Genomic DNA, 16841 nt, shown 5'->3' with positions numbered 1-16841 from the left:
GACGTCACGGATGACCAACGCTGCCCACATCGCCTTTATCGAACATGAACTCAACGGCTTCCATCTGAGCCTGGCGGAGTATCGCCAGCAGATGGGGGCCTGGTACGCGCGGGCGCTGGACTCGGTCAGCCACGCAACGGATTTGCCGTCACTGCTGGGCATGGATCGGGTGTTGCGGGTGGGGGCCTCACAGACCACGGCCAGCATGACCGACCCGGATGTTCTGGGCACCGTCGTCATGTGCCCGCTGGGCGGCGAGCTGAAGATCGAGAGCCTATTCGAGTCAGTGTACGACGTGCCGATCGGTGACATCCCGGTTGAGGTGATTCGGCTGGAGGACGGCAGTTCCACCGTTGTCATGCTCGATGAGCACGGCAAAGGCTCGCATACCTGCGTGGCCGGCGGGCGGTATCAAGTGCGGGTGCAAGGCGGCGCGTCGACTCAACAGGTGGACGCGTTGTTTGCGTCCTACGCCGGGCTGACGGCGGACCTCGAGCAATGGCTGCGCGAGCAATGGAACGACTTCAAACCCTATTGGCAGCAATCGACCGCCAGCGCGATTGGCAGCGGCGTGCTGGCCGGCAGCTGGGCGGCGATCCGCGACGTGTGGGACAGCATCAAGCTGGTGCAGGCGATTCTTGAAGACCCGCTGAAGTACGTCGAACAACTCGGCAACGAGGCGGCCAAGTTGGCGCAGTTGGCCACCGATGCACCCAAAGTCATGGAAAAGGCCATGTTGCTCGCCAGCGATGAGGCCGCGCTGTACCTGATGGTGCGCACGGCGATGCTGTGGCTGGACGCACTGCCGCCTGGCGAGATCGCCGAGGTGGCGGCGGGGTTTGTGGTGTCGCTGCTGATCGACTTGGTGATTGGCGCAGTGTTGATGATCGCACTGCCAGCGGCGGGTGTGGCGTATCTGAGCTTGCGGCTGGTCAAGTATGGCGCGCGGATTCTTGAGGCGGCCGTTGGCTTTGTCAGGAGCCTGCTGGCGATTCTGACCCAGTTCATGCAGGCGGTGGATCGCTATAAGGCCGTGGCGGTTCGCGGCGTGGTCGGTGGGCTGAAGCAAGGCACGATGCAGATGCGCTGGCGGGCGCGGCAGAACGCGGTGTTGAAGCACAAAGAGCATGTGGATGATGTGCCTGTTGCGGGGAAGAATCCGCAGGGAGATGCGGCGGCGCCTGCGGATAAGACGGCCACTAATGGCTGCCCGGTGTCGATGGTCACCGGCGAGGAGTTGCTGACTCTTACCGATGGCGCGCTGGATGGGATATTGCCGTTTGAGTGGACGCGGTTGTACCGCACCAGTGCGGTGGAAGTGGATTGTGGGTTGGGGTTTGGTTGGAGTCACTCGCTGGCGCAGCGGTTGGTGGTTGCGGGGGATTCGGTGGTTTGGACGGATCATGAGAACCGCAGTACTGAGTTTCCGTTGCCTACTGTGGCTAGGCCCGCGATTACCAACAGCTTGGCGGAAGCGGCGATTTACTTAGGGTCGCTGCCTGATGAGTTGGTGCTGGCTCAGGCGTCACGGTTTTATCACTTTCGCGACGGTGTGCTGACGGCGATCAGCGATGCGTATGACAACCGGCTACGGGTTTCTCGTGATCGTTTGGGGCGGGTTGAGCGGCTGGATAACGGTGCGGGTCGGTCGCTATTTCTACGCTACGAACTCGGTCGCATTGTTGCCGTTGACTATCAGGTTCATCGTGCCAAAGGGCGTGAACCGTATGTTTGGGTGACAGAGCAGAACGTCGTTTCCTACAGCTATGACGAAGCTGGACGACTGGTTTCAGCGACTAACGCTGTAGGCGAAAGTGAGGTTTATCGGTACGACGATCAGCACGTCATTCTTGAGCGGCAGCTGGCCGGTGGGGCGAGTTTCTTTTGGGAGTGGGAACGGGCTGGTAAGGCGGCGCGGTGTGTTCGGCATTGGGCCAGCTTTTCACAGATGGACACGCGTTATGCGTGGGAGGACGGCGGCAAGGTTACGGTTCACAACGCGGATGGTAGCCAGGAAGTTTATGTCCATGACCAGCGGGCGCGGCTGGTGCAGCGCATTGATCCGGATGGCGCTGAACATTTCAAATCCTACGATACCAAAGGCCGGCTGACGGTCGAGCAGGACCCGCTCGGGGCGGTGACGGCGTATCAGTACGACGAAGCCGGACGTTTGGTGGCGCTGTTTCCGGGGGAGGATGAGCCGACTTCCTACGAGCATGACAACGGGTTCGTACGGGTCGTACGGCGTGGTGAGGCGGTTTGGAAATATGAGCGTAATGATCAGGGCGACGTCACGCGTAAGACTGATCCTGATGGCCACGTTACGGACTATACGTACAACAAACACGGGCAACTGATTGGGGTTTGGTACCCAGATAACGGTTGTCACCGGCTGGTTTGGAATGAGCGTGGGCAGCTCGTTGAAGAACAACTGCCGAATGGCGGTATCAAGCGGTATCGCTATGACGATCTTGGACGACAGGTTGCGCGTGAGGATGAGCATGGCGCGCTGACCCAGTACCAGTGGGACGGTGTGGGTCGGTTGGTTCGCGCCGTACTTCCAGACGGCGCCACGCGGGAATACAGCTACAACCCCTACGGAAAAATCACCGCCGAACGCGATGAACTCGGCCACGTCACCCGCTACGAATACGCCGACGGCCTGCACCTGATAAGCCGCCGTATCAATGCCGACGGCACCCAGGTCAAATACCGCTACGACAACGCCCGGTTGCTGCTGACCGAGATCGAAAACGAAGTCGGCGAAACCTACGAACTTGATTACCACCCCAACGGGCTGATCCAGCAGGAAATCGGTTTTGACGGGCAGCGCACCGCCTACGTTTACGATCTCAACGGCAACCTGCTGGAAAAGACCGAACACGGCGACGACGGCAGTCAGCTTCTTACCCGTTACGAGCGAGACCCTTCCGGCCGCCTCGTACGAAAAACCCTGCCCGACGGCTGTGTTGTTGACTATGCCTACGACCGCCAGGGCAACCTCCTCAGCGTCGACGACGGCCACTGGGCGCTAGCCTACGAATACGACGCCCAAAGCCGCCTCACCGCCGAACACCAAGGCTGGGGCACCTTGCGCTACGGCTACGACGCCTGCGGCCAGCTGAAAAACCTGCGCCTGCCGGACAACAATCGTCTCACCTTCAACCACGACAAAGGCGGCCACCTCGCCACCGTCGAGTTAAATGGTGCGCTGCTAACCTCCCATCTATTCAAAACCGGCCGCGAGCATCAACGCCAACAAGGCCAGCTCCTCAGCCACTACCACTACGACGAGCAAAACCGCCTGCACGCCCACGCGGTGACTCAAGAAAACCATGACCTCTATAGCCGCCACTACGACTACGACAAAACCGGCAACCTGACCCGCCTGCTAGACGCTCGCAAAGGTGAACACCACTACCACTACGACCCCCTCGCCCGCCTGACTCGGGCCGACCACTCGCAAGACGTGCAGGAACGATTTGGCCATGACCCGGCGGGCAACTTGCTGATGCAGGATCGACCCGGCCCGGACATCGTGGCGGGGAATCGGTTGATGATTCAGGGCGATCATCATTATGACTATGACGCCTTCGGCAACCTCATTCGCCAAAGACGCGGCAAGGGACACCAACTCGTCACCGAATACCGCTACGACTGCCAACACCGGCTGATCGGCATTACCCAACCGAACGGGCAAACGGCCAGCTACCGCTATGACCCGTTTGGGCGGCGGATCAGCAAAACCGTCGACGGCATAACCACGGAGTTTTTCTGGCAAGGCGACAAGCTGATTGCGGAACATCACGCAGATCGCCATCGCAGTTACATCTACGAACCAGACAGCTTCCGTCCGCTGGCACTGCTGGCAGGCTTTGGCCCGCAAGACACCCAACCCTTCCACTACCAACTCGACCACCTCGGCACCCCGCAGGAACTCACCGCCCCCAACGGCGAAATCGTCTGGTCAGCGCATTACCGCGCCTACGGCCAAATCAGCCGCCTCGACATAAACAAGATCGACAATCCGCTACGTTTCCAGGGCCAATACTTCGACCCGGAAAGCGGCCTGCACTACAACCGCCATCGCTACTACAATCCAGATATTGGTCGCTACCTCACGCCCGACCCGGTGAAGCTGGCGGGCGGGATCAACGCGTACCAGTACGCGCCCAACCCTACGGGATGGGTAGATCCGCAGGGTTTGGCATGTACTCCGCATGACTGCCCTCAACCTGTTGCTGGCGGAACCTGGCGATTTAATTCCGACGTAGACGTTGATAGACGGAAGGAGTTCGGCAATGCTTACGAACAAATGCACAAGGGATTGAACGAGGCCTTCGGTAGAACAGGCTTATCCAAAGAGGACTTTAAAGTGACTAAATGGGGAAAAGATCAGTATGGAAAATCTTTCCCAACAGAATGGCGAGTTTCAGATGGGCCAAATAAAGGCGCAGAAGTAAACATAGATAACCCTTTGCTGGTTCCAAGTACCAACGGCCCACGCTCACCTCATATCGGTTACCAGACTGCCGGAAAACGCGGTGCCGGGGGAGCAAAGAGAGGCCATATTTTGCTAAACATAACCCCAGTCAGCCGTTCCAGAATTGGTGTTAATCAATGAGTTACCTAGAAACAGAAATCAACGAAAGCTTAGAAAATTTAGGTATTCAGAATAAAAAAATTAGCGCCCCAGACCTGGATATCTTGATTACCTCTATTGCCAAAGTTTTTTTCTGCGAAGGTGCTAATTTTCTTGATCCAATTCAGTTACGGGTTAAACGTACGGAATACAATCCAAATTTTTGGCAAGAAGTATCATGGCGTATTCAAAGTGATCAGTTGATTTTCCTCGTCTGCGACACTTCCTACAGAGCATGGGAAATCGGCCCCCCCCAGCAACTTGAACGTATTTTATCTGATACAACCGGGTATCCATTTTGGGTGACGGATGTGAGCTTTTCATTTTTGATCTACATGGATGACCATGACTGCGTTAGTTGGGCTTAAACCTAAGACAGCCGAGCTCACCCCCACGCCACCACCAACAACCCCACCCCCAACACCAAACACAACGGCGAATAAAAATACGTATCCAGCCTTGCAAACCTCGACCCACCCACCTTCTTGAAAAACCCCACCAACTCCGAATCCCCAATCGCCCTGGCGAACATCACCACGGCTATCGCACTGATCCCCCATTGCAACGCCCCATGGGACACCGGCGAAAAATACAGACCGGCTCGCAGGCAGACGAGCAGCGCTATCGCGACCAAGCCCATTGCGACCAGGAACGTGCCCAGCGCTGAGGGCTTGAACGCCGGTCGGGGGCCGTGGGCGAATTCGCCGGGCAGTTGGGGGATGGCGGCAAGGCTGCCGAGTTTGCCGCCAGCGGCCCAGTATAGGTGCACCATGCTGATGCAGGTAAAAACCCCAACGATCCATCGCGCGATGACAAAGCTCATGGCGGGCGCTCCCTGAAAATGTGCGAGTGATGATAGTCGCCCTGAGATTTTTTGTGGGTATTTCGTCGGCAGGTGATGGTAAAGTGCCGCCCCATGAAAATCGCTCGTGCCGACCGCTCGCTCATTGCCTGGATGCTCTATTGCTGCGTCCTGTTCAATGTGTTCGCGTGCAGTATTGGTCATGGGCAGATGGTGGGCATGCAGCTCAACGGTATCAGCGGGCAGTTCTGTACGGTGGACCCGCGTACCCAGGCGCCCAAGCAGAGCAACTCCACGGATGAGAACCTGCCGACGCTGTCGAAGGCGTTTGGTTGCCCGCTGTGTTCGACCGGCGGCATGGGCCCGGCGCTAAGTTCCAGCCTGAATGTGGCGGTGTTGCCGCAACCCCATGCGCCGCCACCGGCGGTGGTTCTCGCCGCTGATATCCCTGCCCGTTTCACCTGGCCCACGGCCAACCCGCGCGCGCCTCCCGCTTTCGCCTGACCCCTTCGCTTTCTGATCTGCACCGGCCAACGTTCCCATTGGGGAATACGCGCGGCTGTGCGTTGTTTTTCAAGCCAAGTTTTTCAGGATTCAACCATGAAACATTTACCCTTGTTGGCGGGCCTGTTCGGCTGCCTGCCTGTCTGTGGCTGGGCGCTCGAGTTGGCGCCTACCACCATCGATGGCGAACAAACCGCAGAGCCCGGCCTGACCCTGGATCAATCCAGCGGCATGGCGTCGCGCCTCGGCCTGAGCGTGCGGGAAACCCCGGCGTCGGTGGCCATCGCCACTCGTAACGATATCGAGCGCCATGGCGCCAAGACCTTTCGCGATGCGGCCAACACGTTGCCCGGCGTCAACGCCAGCGCGCCGCCGGGGTTTGGCGGGTTTGTGTCCTACCGTGGGTTTACCAGCAGCCAGATCACCCAGATGTTCAACGGCATCAACGTCGCCACCGGCTTGGCACGCCCAGTGGATGCGTGGATCTATGACCGCGTTGAACTGGTCGGCGGCCCCTCCTCCTTGATCAATGGCGCCGGCTCCGTGGGCGGTTCGCTGAATTACGTGACGAAGTTGGCAACCCGCGAGGAACAAGCCGCCGAAGGCCAGCTCACCTATGGCAGCTACGACACCGCCGGCATGGCTTTCGGCCTCAACCACGCGCTGACAGAACCGGGCGCCGAGGTGCAGCATTACGCGCGCCTGGACGTCAGCCGCAACACCAATCACAGCTACATCGACCGCGACCAGCGTGAAGCCTGGAGCCTGGCGTTTTCGCTGCTCAGTGACCTGACCCCCAACCTGTCCCACACCCTGGCGCTGGAATACCAGGACGAACAGGAAGACAGCCCGTACTGGGGCACTCCGGTGCTCAACCCCAAGGCCGGTGAGCTGAAGATCGACCGGCATAACCGCTTCAACAACTACAATGTTGCCGATGGCCGGTACGAACAGCGCACGATCTGGGCACGTTCGATCATCGACTATCGAATCAACGACAGCACCACGCTGAAGAACACCCTCTATCACTTGGACAGCCAGCGCGATTACCGCAACCTGGAAACCTACCAGTACAACGCCGACAACAGCGCAGTGAACCGTTCGACCGCTTACCAAGTGCGCCATCAGGGCGCACAGAACGGCAACCAGTTCGAGTTGCGCCATGACGACACATTCTTCGGCCTGTCCACCACCTGGTCCGGCGGTTTTGAGTACAAGGTCAACAGCACCACCAGTTACCCGCTGAAACAACCGGGCAATAGCACCGTAGACCCGAACAACTACAACCCTGGGCACTTCTACGACATCCCCGGCACCAAACCCGGGCTTATTAAGGACAAGACCAACGAAGTCACCACCAAAGCCTTGTTCGTGGAAAATCGCCTTGGCCTCACCGATAAATTGTCACTGCTCACCGGCCTGCGTTACGACGCTATCGACTTGGACGTAACCAACCACAGCAAAGTGACGGCCACCAACCCACGCCACTTCAAGCGCAGCTGGGAACCGGTGACCGGGCGTGTTGGACTGACCTACCAGTTCATCCCCTCGGCTAATGTGTATGTGCAATACAGCACGGCGGCCGAGCAGCCATCGACCACCACTCAAGTGTTCGACGTATCAACCGGCAAACAGTGGGAAGTGGGCAGCAAGTTTGAGTACCTGGAGGGTCGCGGTTCGGCCACGGTCGCGGCCTACAAGATCGAGCGCAAGGATTTCGCCGTCACCGACCCGCAAGACCCGAACAACAGCATCCCAGTGGGGGCGCAGTCGTCCAAGGGGATCGAGTTGGCCAGCTCATTGCGCATCACACCGAAACTGTTGGCGGAAGGTAACTTTGCCTGGGTGGATGCTGAATACGACGACTTCAACGAGAAAATCGCCAGCGGCGCCGTGGTCTCGCGCAAGGGTAATACACCGACCAACGTGCCAAAACGCGTAGGCAACCTATGGCTGACCTATGACTTCACGCAAGATTGGCAAGGCGGCGTGGATGCGCGGTATGTCGCACAAGTGTATGCGGACAATGCCAACACCATGACGGTGCCGGCCTACACGTTGTTCGGAACGTTCCTGCGCTACAGGGTCGACTCGCACACCTCGGTGACCGGCCGCGTGCGCAACCTGACGAATGAGGTGTATGCCGAGTTTGCGCATGTGTCGCCGGCGTATTACCTGGGGTCGCCAAGGACCTTCGAGGTGGCGATTCAAACCAAGTTCTAAGCCTGCCATGCAATCAACTGTGGGAGCCGGGCTTGCCCGCGATGGCGGTGTGACAGTCAACACATACATGACTGATACACCGCCATCGTGGGCAAGCCCGGCTCCCACAGGGTTCTGCATACCGTGTTAGCGCAAACTCGCTTCAACCTTCTGCGCCACATCCGCCGTCAACCACGCCTTCCACACCTCTGGATGCTCCTTGAGAAACACCTGAGCCACTTCCCGTGGCGCCGTGTGGTTCTCGCTCATCGCAGCCAGGGCTTTGTTCAGCGGCTCGATAGGAAACTGAACCTTGGTAAAAAACTCGGCGATCTGCGGGTGTTCCTGCTGGAACGGCGTCGACACGCCAATGCTCAGCTTGGACGCCAACGACCGAGTCGGCCTAGGGTTGGGGTTCTCCGCGTCGGTCAGTGTCTTCCAGGCATCGGCGTCAAACGGTGGTTCTTCCAGCTGGATCAGTTTGTAGCGCCCCATCAAAGGCGTCGGCGACCAGTAGTAGAACAACACCGGCTTGCCTCGACGAATCGATGAGGCAATTTCGGCATCCAGCGCGGCGCCCGAACCACTGCGAAAGTTCACATAGCTGTCGTCCAGGCCGTAAGCCTTGAGCTTTTGTTTGTTGACCACTTCCGAGGTCCAGCCGATCGGGCTGTTGAGAAAGCGCCCCTTGCCTGGAGATTCCGGGTCCTTGAACACGTCCTTGTAACGCGCCAGGTCCTGTACGCTTTTAAGCTCGGGGGCCAGAGGCTTGAGGCCTTTGGCAGGGTCGCCCTTGACCACGTATTCCGGCACCCACCAGCCTTCCGTAGCGCCCTTGACTGTGTCGCCCAGGCCCACCACCTTGCCTTCGGCCTCGGCTTTGATCCACACCGGGCTGCGGCCGGCCCATTCTTCACCGATCACCTGGATGTCATTTTTTGCCAGGGCCGTTTCCAGGGTGATGGTGGTGCCGGGCAAGGTGTCGGTGGGCAGGTCGTAACCCTTCTCGACGATAAAGCGCAGTACTTCGGTGATCAGGCTGCCGCTTTCCCAGTTCAGGTCGGCGAAATGCACCGGTGCCTGGGCAGCCGATACCGGCAATGAAACCACCGACAGGCTCAAGGCCGTCAGGGACGCTGCCAATAGGGTTCTCAATCCTTTCATGCCTTTGCACCTCGCGTTTTCGCAGCCATAGCGGACGGCTTTGCTGCCAATGCGCGAAGCCTCTGAATAGTTAAGTCAACTCAACTGTAGTAGAGGTTCCGAGAGAGCATAAATACACCCGAGGTTTATCGACTACTCACTGGCCTTGAACGTTACCAATTCACCCTTGCGCCACTTGGCGGCCTTGCCGGTCACGGCCTTGAGGGTTTTGGTCAGGCCTTCCTGCAGTTGTTCGTTGGCGGCAAATACCAGCATCACGCTGTGGCCTTCCTTGAACACGATGCCTTGGCCTTCGGCCGAGGAAACAAAGGCGTAATCGCCCAAGCCATACACCGTCAACTTGATATCGCGGAACTTCAATTCGAACTTTCCACCTTCGCGACTGGGCAACACGGCTGCGCGAAAATGATCGCCCACCTTGAGTTCCAGGTGTTGCTTGTCATCCACGACCAGCGCCGTCTCGGTATCGATTTCGGCGATGTAGATGCCTTCCGGCGTCTGCTCTGTGATGTAAACGAAACGGGATTGAAACTGCTTGACCAACTTTGCGCGCAAATCACCCAACACGAACAACGCGTGCATATCCAGATTACTGACTGCCAAGGAAACGCCCCCACATCAAAAAAGAGTACCAACCGCCAGAGCGGGCAGCACAAAAAAACGGCCGTAACGGCACGATCACACACGCGTTAAAAAACTGAAGAGATCCTGCTGCCGCGTCGTAAGACTAGTACAGACATGCGAGACGGACCTGACGAAGGTCTTCAGGCCCCACAGCAAATCACAGGTTCAACGGTCCGAGAATACGGGCCGACCAGCTTCAGAGAATAACCCAAATAAAAAGCGCAGTTTCCGACATCAAACACATAACAAAATACTTGGCATGGAACCAAGCATCGACTGCCAACGACAATACTAAAACAGCAACAGGGGACAAAACCACCCGAAACGCTGCTGGTGGGTCAACAAGATCGATCGACAGGAGCTGACCATGCAACCACGTCAACACGCCGTAATGTCTTCCAGCACTCGCTCATCATGCCCAGACGAGCGCCAATACTACTGCTTGCAAAGCGACAGCGGGTACTCCAATTCTGTTCTTTACCAAGTTGTACCTGCTGGGCGTAATTTCTTTCATATCCTGGAAGTCACCAGCGGCAGGATCAAAGGCTTTCGCAGCAACCACATCCAAGCCTGCGAGTTGGCCAAAAAACTCGAAGCCAGCCTGCACACCCCTCACGCAGGGCTCGTTTCGTCATCTGGATGACTTTACTGCGCCGTCGCCCCTCAACAACTGCCATACTACCGCGTCCATTGAAGTTTGCCCCATAGGGGTCAGGTTTCATCAGTGCAGTTACCTTGAAGGGAAGGCTATACGTGACGGAATTTGATATTGGCGAATTTTTTATCCATGGCGATGCGAGGGAAGTAGACGGTGAATTTCAAGCGGTGATCATCATGCGGGCCAAACCACCGCTGACCACTGTCACAGCACACCAGGTAGAAAAAGACCGTTGGTTCAAAACTGTCGACGCCGCCGCAACTGCGGCAAAAGATGCCGCCAAGGCCCTGAAAACCGCTGTGGACTCAGGTGCACTCAATTCCTGACACGCCGATAGAACTCTGCCGCGCACCAAGCCTCACATGCACAACGACCATCACCTTGCATGGAGACTGAAATATGGACGCGCCAATCCCGACGCTCGAAACCCTGTTTGAACAACTGGGCCTGGATTCGACCCCCGAGGCCATCGACGCATTCATCGGCGCACACCCGCTGGGCGAAGATGTGAAACTGATCGATGCGCCCTTCTGGACGTCGCAACAGGCGAATTTTCTGAAGGAAGAGCTGCGTGAGGACGCCGAATGGGCCATCCCCGTGGACGAGTTGAACCAGCGCCTACATCAATCCCAGTAATACCCCTCAATGTAGGCTGTCTGACTGTTCCAGGCGCAACAGCGCTTGCCAGGCAGCCCTGCATTCCTGCGCTTCATCACGGCTGGCGAACGCCGTGCCGCGCTGCTCGCCATTGATCAGCACCACCCAACAGGCTTTCTGACCCAACGCACGCAGGGTTTCGGGAACACCACTGCCGATCATCACGGCGACATCGACTTTGTTTTGCATGGAGCTTCTCCGCAGCATTAGTTAGCTGGCTAACAATGTTGGCCATGCTACGGTTTTATTCCAGTTGGAAAAAGCTATCCCAGGAATAGCTTCATTGCATAATCAGCAACAATCCCTAACGCGCGACCTTTGCCCCTTCCGGTTTATAGCCCAGGCGCAACCCACCCCAATGCCGGCCATTGACCATGATCGGCACCGACAAGTCGTGCATCAACTCGCCGGTGTCACGGGTATAGGTCTGCAACAGCACAGCCTGCTGATGACTGCCGCAACGAATGCCCGTGCGGTCTTCGAACTTACGTTTGGTGCGGTTCTGCACCGCGTCGATCTGCGCGTCACCGGTCAGGGCGTGAGAAAACGCCTTGTTGTGCGTCGGCACGTAACCTTGAGGTGTGCAGGCAATCGCAAACACTAAACCTTCATGACGCGGCAGCAGCGCTTCCTGGATCGCCGGCAATACCTGGTCGGTGTAACCGTCAAAACGCGTGTGATATTTGCTTGGGCTGGTATTCGGGATCGGCGTGTAACTGCGGTCAAACAAGTCCTGCAGGCTGATACGGTTTTGCACTACATCGGCCTCGAACTGTTCGCTAATGCGGTTTGCGCCTTCGCGGGCCAGGTCGTAGATACGCTGGTGATAGTCATCCAACCCGACTTCGGCCAAGCGCTCGCTGATGGTTTCGGCCTGCCCTTCCATCTGCACCGCCGCATCGGCCAGTTGGCGGGTTTGCAGGTCGCTCACGGTCAGGTCGCTGCGCATCTGCTCCACGGCATGGAACAAGCTGTCGAGTTGCACACGGTTGGTGTCGGTGCCCTGGGCAATCTCATTGACCTGCCCTTCCACGTCCGCCGCCAGGCTGGCGATGCTCTGCAAGTGTTCGCCTGCGTGTTCCACTTGTTCGACGCCGGTGTGCAGGTCCGACGACAACTGGCGAATCTGCTCGACCACTTGCGCGGTGCGATGCTGGATATCAGCAACCATCACCCCGACCTCATCGGTGGCCATGGCCGTACGCCCGGCCAGGCCACGCACCTCGTCGGCAACCACAGCAAAGCCGCGCCCGTGCTCACCGGCGCGCGCGGCTTCAATGGCCGCGTTCAATGCAAGCAAATTGGTTTGGCTGGCGATGGATTGAATCACCAAGGTCACGCGCTGGATTTCTTCACTGCGCTGGCTCAGCGCCTCGATCAATTCGCGGCTGGCATTGGCGCGTTGGCTGAGTTGGTGCATGCGGGTGATGGACTGGGCCAGCACTTCGCGCCCTTCGGTGCTGCGTTGGTGAGCCTGGGTGGCTGCGCCCAGGGCTTGGCGGCTGAGCTGCGAGGTGACCTTTTCGGTACCGATCATGACTTCGGCGCTGCTAACAATTTGCTTGGCCGCGCTCAACTGTGACTGCAAGCGTGCCGCCAGTTGCTTGACCGAATAGGCCACGCCGGCAGCGGAAAGCGCGTTATGACTGGTGGTGTAGGAGAGATCGCGGGTCAGTTCACCCATCGCATCGGACGCGGCTGACGGCGTGAGTACGGGCTTTTGAGTTTTAACGCGAGGCAGCCAGATCACCAGCAAGGCCAGTGGCAGGCACAGGTAGATCGGCCAGCCGGCAAACGCCAGGCCCAGGAGTACCAGCACCAGGGCGGTGCTCTGCAGGAGCGGCATCAGCCAGCCGGGCAGCACGCGCGCCACCGTCTGCGGTGGCACTGCTGCGCCCATCAGAGATCCGTCTCCAGCCATCATCGTTACCCCACTGTTTGTCGTTATTGTTGCTGCATTAAACGCCACTATCAGGCCATTATCTATGGGCTATTAGTGGAGGCGCTTGCAACAGATCAATAGACCTGGGCGTAACCGGTATTTCTCTTGGGCGCTGCATGCACAGCGCCCAACTTCAGCCCATCAGGCTTGGCGCTGGTGCTTGTCGATCTGCTCGTGGCGCTCTTGCGCTTCGATGCAGTACTTGGTGGTCGGGCTGATCAGCAGGCGCTTGAGGCCGATAGGCTCACCGCTGTCGTCGCACCAGCCAAAGGAATCTTCCTTGATGCGTTCCAGGGCGCGCTCAAGCTGCGGCAGCATGCGCTGGTCGCGATCGATGGCATTAACCAACCAGGTGCGCTCTTCTTCCACGGAAGCGGCATCAGCCGGGTCAGCCGGGGTGTCCAGGCTTTCGATGGCGATGCGGTTCTGTTCAATGCGCTCGTGGTGTTCCACTTTCATGTCTTGCAGCAGCTGCTCGAAAAAAGCGTGCTGTTCGGCATTCATGTAGTCATCCGCCGGCATGGCCAGCAACTTTTCCTTTGTCATTGATTTCTCTATAAAAAATACGTGCATTAAGGCGAATAAGGGAGCGTTTCGGCAGACCGTTGCAGGCCTCGGAAAGGCGCCTTCCATTTCAAGCGCCACCCGGCACTCAATTTACGAGGGGCGGCAGTCTAAGGCCGACTTGAGGGCTCAGCAACTGAAATGACAGGCATTTTTTCCCAATTAACCTCCAAAGGCACCAGGACGGGCTTGGCGAATGGTCATCGGAGTGCGTTTATAGCAAGAAATTCAGTGTTGTGGAGCTATATAGAAGACAAACGGTTAGAACTCGTTGGCGCCGGCCCCCTATGTGAGAGCGGGCTTGCTCGCGAATGCGCTGTATCAGTGCCAGATATACCGACTGACACTCAGCATTCGCGAGCAAGCCCGCTCCCACATTTTGCCATGCGGCAACCCTCAAACCACTCAGCGTTTGAGTTTGCGCTTGTTGCGATACTGGTCGATCACCACCGCCACCACAATAATCAGGCCCTTGATGATGTCCTGGATATACGCATCCACCCCGACAAAGGTAAACCCGCTGGCCATCACGCCGAGGATCAACGCGCCGATCACCGTGCCGGTGATACGCCCTACCCCGCCCGCCAGGCTGGTGCCGCCGATCACGGCGGCGGCAATCGCATCCAGCTCATAGGACATGCCCATGCCGGCCTGGCCCGTCGCGGCACGTGCCGAGGCGACGACGCCAGCCAAACCCGCCAGCAACCCGGCGATGCTGTAGACGATGATCAGGTGGCGCTTGACGTTGATCCCCGAGGTGCGCGCCGCCTGCATGTTGCCGCCGATGGCGTAGGTGTACTTGCCGTACTTGGTGTAGCGCAGGGCGATATGGAAAATCACCGCCACCACCAGAAAGATGATTACCGGCATCGCGCCATGACCGATGGCGGTGTAGGAATCCGAGAGCATGCTCACCGGCTGGCCTTCGGTGTAGTAACGCGCCAGGCCACGGGCCGACACCATCATGCCCAAGGTTGCGATAAACGGCGGAATACCGGTCACCGCGATAATGCTGCCGTTGATCGCCCCCGCCAGCAGCCCGACCCCGAGGCCCATCGCCACCGGGATCCACACCGGCAAATCCGTCAGGCTGGGAAACACCGCCCGGGAAAAGTCGGAAGTCTGCGCCAGACTCGCGGCGATCATCGCCGATAACGCCAGCACCGAGCCGGAAGACAAGTCGATACCGGTGGTAATGATCACCTGGGTCACGCCAATCGCCAGCAGGCCGATAATCGACACTTGCAGGATCATCAGCACCAGGCGCTGGGAGTTCATCAGGAAGCTCTGGTCGCGCACGATCCAGCCGAACACTTCAAACACCAGGCCGATACCGATCAGCACCAAGAAGATGCTTAATTCGGTGGGCAAACGCCTGCGGTTCTTGACCGGTGCCGTGGCAGGCTTGTTGTCTGTTATTGCGTTCATTGCCAATCACCTTCTTATTCTGTGGCACAGGCCAACCGCAGGCCCACGCTGCTGTTCGTCAGTGGACTACGGTCAAACCGGAGGCCAGATGCATGACTTTTTCCTGGGTCGCATCCGCGCGGTCCAGGGTGCCCATCAGTTCGCCCTCGTGCATCACCATCACCCGGTCGCTCATGCCCAGCACTTCGGGCAGCTCGGAGGAAATCATGATCACCGCCATGCCTTCGCTGGCGAGAAAAGAGATCAAACGATAGATCTCGGCCTTGGCACCGACGTCGATGCCCCGGGTGGGCTCATCGAGAATCAGCAGCCGTGGGTTGGTCATCAGCCAGCGCGCCAGCAAGGCTTTCTGCTGGTTGCCGCCGGACAAGGTGTCGATGCACTGCTCCAGCGACGGGGTTTTCACCCGCAGCTTCTTGCACATGTCTTCGCACAGGGCGCGCAGGGCTTTCTGCTGGATGAAGCCGTTGCCCGAATAATGCGGCAGCACCGCCATTTCCATGTTTTCCAACACCGACAGGCACGGGAACAGGCCGCTGAGCTTGCGGTCCTCAGTCAGCAGCGCAAACCCTTTCTCGATGGCCATGTGCGGGTCGCTGATGCGCACCGGCTTGCCGTCGAGGGTAATTTGGCCGCCGGAGCTTGGGGTGATGCCGAAAATGGTTTCGGCCACATTGGTGCGCCCCGAGCCCATCAACCCGGCGATGCCGAGGATTTCACCGGCGTGCAGGTCGAAGGACACGTCCTTGAACACGCCGTCCAGGCGCAGGTCGCGCACCGACAGCAGCAGTTCGCCAATGGGCGTCTCACGTACCGGGAACAACTGGCTCAGCTCACGGCCGACCATCATCGAGATCAGGCTGTCGCTGTTCATGCTGTCGGCGCGTTGCAAACCGATGTACTGGCCGTCACGGAACACCGCCACTTCATCGGCGATGGCGAACACTTCGTTCATTTTGTGGGTGATGTAGACGATGCCTTTGCCCTGGGACTTGAGGTCGGCAATGATCGAAAACAGGTGGGCCACTTCCTTCTCGGTAATGGCCGACGTGGGTTCATCCATAATCAGGATGTCGGAGTCGTAGGACACCGCCTTGGCAATCTCGACCATCTGCCGTTCGGCGATGCTCAGGTTGCCGACCTGTTCTTCAGGGTCCAGATTGATGCGCAACCGCGCCAGCAACTCAGCCGTGCAGCGGTGCATTTCACGGTGGTTGACCATGTGCAGGCTGTTGAGCTGCTCGCGGCCGATCCAGATATTTTCGGCGATGCTCATGTGCGGCATCAGGTTAAGTTCCTGGTGGATCATCGCGATCCCCGCCTTTTGCGCCGCCAGCGGCGTTTCAAACACAATCGGCTTGCCACGCAGGCGAATTTCCCCGGCGTCGGGCTGATAGATGCCGGCGATGATCTTCATCAGCGTCGACTTGCCCGCACCGTTCTCGCCCATCAGCGCCAGCACGGAACCGGGGCGTACGCGCAGTTGCACATCGGCCAGGGCCACAACGCCGGGAAAGCCTTTGCTGATATTGAGGATTTCCAGCAGGTAGGGTTCTTCCAGCGACGGCGGCTGGATACCGGGAGGCTGCGAGACAACCGCTTGAGCAAGCATATCGGGTACTCCATCAGCAGGGCGACCGTGGCCGCCCTGCTC

Annotated in this window: 15 protein-coding genes; 7 read left to right on the top strand and 8 right to left on the bottom strand. The window is 58.5% G+C overall.

From position 1 onward, the window contains the following. Nucleotides 1-10: 10 nt before the first annotated feature. Both K0P33_RS14045 and K0P33_RS14040 read left to right on the top strand, forming a co-directional pair. On the top strand, nt 11-4624 hold the full coding sequence (locus K0P33_RS14045; RefSeq protein WP_242155776.1) for a polymorphic toxin type 47 domain-containing protein: 4614 nt from the start codon (nt 11-13) through the stop codon (nt 4622-4624). Further along, nucleotides 4621-5010 (top strand): hypothetical protein, encoded by a 390-nt coding sequence (locus K0P33_RS14040; protein ID WP_094953793.1) that lies wholly within the window; start codon nt 4621-4623, stop codon nt 5008-5010. Before K0P33_RS14045 ends, K0P33_RS14040 begins: the two co-directional genes overlap by 4 nt. A 17-nt stretch (nt 5011-5027) precedes the next feature. Here the strand turns inward: K0P33_RS14040 and K0P33_RS14035 are convergent, their stop codons facing one another. After that, on the bottom strand, nt 5028-5465 hold the full coding sequence (locus tag K0P33_RS14035; protein ID WP_094953794.1) for a DUF3995 domain-containing protein: 438 nt from the start codon (nt 5463-5465) through the stop codon (nt 5028-5030). 93 nt (nt 5466-5558) lie between these two features. On the opposite strand from K0P33_RS14035, the gene K0P33_RS14030 reads away from it, so the two are divergent. Together K0P33_RS14030 and K0P33_RS14025 are read left to right on the top strand one after the other, a co-directional pair. Continuing rightward, complete coding sequence (locus tag K0P33_RS14030; RefSeq protein ID WP_094953795.1) at nt 5559-5948, top strand: DUF2946 domain-containing protein; 390 nt, start codon at nt 5559-5561, stop codon at nt 5946-5948. A gap of 96 nt (nt 5949-6044) precedes the next feature. Continuing rightward, nucleotides 6045-8171 (top strand): TonB-dependent receptor, encoded by a 2127-nt coding sequence (locus K0P33_RS14025; RefSeq protein ID WP_242155775.1) that lies wholly within the window; start codon nt 6045-6047, stop codon nt 8169-8171. A gap of 126 nt (nt 8172-8297) precedes the next feature. Here K0P33_RS14025 and K0P33_RS14020 read toward each other — a convergent pair whose 3' ends face one another. Continuing rightward, entirely contained in the window at nt 8298-9314 is a 1017-nt protein-coding gene (locus K0P33_RS14020; protein ID WP_094953797.1) for an ABC transporter substrate-binding protein, read from the bottom strand. A 132-nt stretch (nt 9315-9446) separates the two neighbouring features. Then, a complete protein-coding gene (locus K0P33_RS14015) occupies nt 9447-9896 on the bottom strand; it encodes a hypothetical protein (protein ID WP_176463024.1) in 450 nt (149 codons plus the stop codon). Nucleotides 9897-10305: 409 nt separating this feature from the next. Between K0P33_RS14015 and K0P33_RS14010 the strand changes: the two genes are divergently transcribed. The 3 genes from K0P33_RS14010 to K0P33_RS14000 all read left to right on the top strand — a co-directional run bounded on the left by K0P33_RS14010 (nt 10306) and on the right by K0P33_RS14000 (nt 11232). Further along, on the top strand, nt 10306-10581 hold the full coding sequence (locus K0P33_RS14010; protein WP_242155774.1) for a hypothetical protein: 276 nt from the start codon (nt 10306-10308) through the stop codon (nt 10579-10581). A gap of 110 nt (nt 10582-10691) precedes the next feature. Beyond that, nucleotides 10692-10922 (top strand): hypothetical protein, encoded by a 231-nt coding sequence (locus K0P33_RS14005; protein ID WP_094952520.1) that lies wholly within the window; start codon nt 10692-10694, stop codon nt 10920-10922. Between the two features lie 73 nt (nt 10923-10995). Next, nucleotides 10996-11232, top strand: coding sequence for a DUF2789 domain-containing protein (locus tag K0P33_RS14000; RefSeq protein WP_094952519.1), 237 nt, complete (start codon nt 10996-10998; stop codon nt 11230-11232). Between the two features lie 6 nt (nt 11233-11238). Here K0P33_RS14000 and K0P33_RS13995 read toward each other — a convergent pair whose 3' ends face one another. The 5 genes from K0P33_RS13995 to K0P33_RS13975 all read right to left on the bottom strand — a co-directional run bounded on the left by K0P33_RS13995 (nt 11239) and on the right by K0P33_RS13975 (nt 16799). Beyond that, a complete protein-coding gene (locus tag K0P33_RS13995; RefSeq protein ID WP_094952518.1) occupies nt 11239-11442 on the bottom strand; it encodes a hypothetical protein in 204 nt (67 codons plus the stop codon). Between the two features lie 115 nt (nt 11443-11557). Then, complete coding sequence (locus K0P33_RS13990; protein WP_242155773.1) at nt 11558-13153, bottom strand: methyl-accepting chemotaxis protein; 1596 nt, start codon at nt 13151-13153, stop codon at nt 11558-11560. 183 nt (nt 13154-13336) lie between these two features. After that, a complete protein-coding gene (locus K0P33_RS13985; protein ID WP_010564800.1) occupies nt 13337-13741 on the bottom strand; it encodes a TraR/DksA C4-type zinc finger protein in 405 nt (134 codons plus the stop codon). A 423-nt stretch (nt 13742-14164) separates the two neighbouring features. Beyond that, nucleotides 14165-15187, bottom strand: coding sequence for an ABC transporter permease (locus K0P33_RS13980; protein WP_094952516.1), 1023 nt, complete (start codon nt 15185-15187; stop codon nt 14165-14167). Between the two features lie 58 nt (nt 15188-15245). Then, nucleotides 15246-16799, bottom strand: a complete 1554-nt coding sequence (locus K0P33_RS13975; RefSeq protein ID WP_094952515.1) for a sugar ABC transporter ATP-binding protein — start codon at nt 16797-16799, stop codon at nt 15246-15248. Between the last annotated feature and the right edge of the window lie 42 nt (nt 16800-16841).

Source organism: Pseudomonas sp. ArH3a (genome assembly GCF_022648765.1).
In the GTDB taxonomy this organism is placed as follows: domain Bacteria; phylum Pseudomonadota; class Gammaproteobacteria; order Pseudomonadales; family Pseudomonadaceae; genus Aquipseudomonas.
The sequence above is the reverse complement of the archived record's forward strand: the minus strand, read 5'-3'. Positions and strand labels throughout refer to the sequence as shown.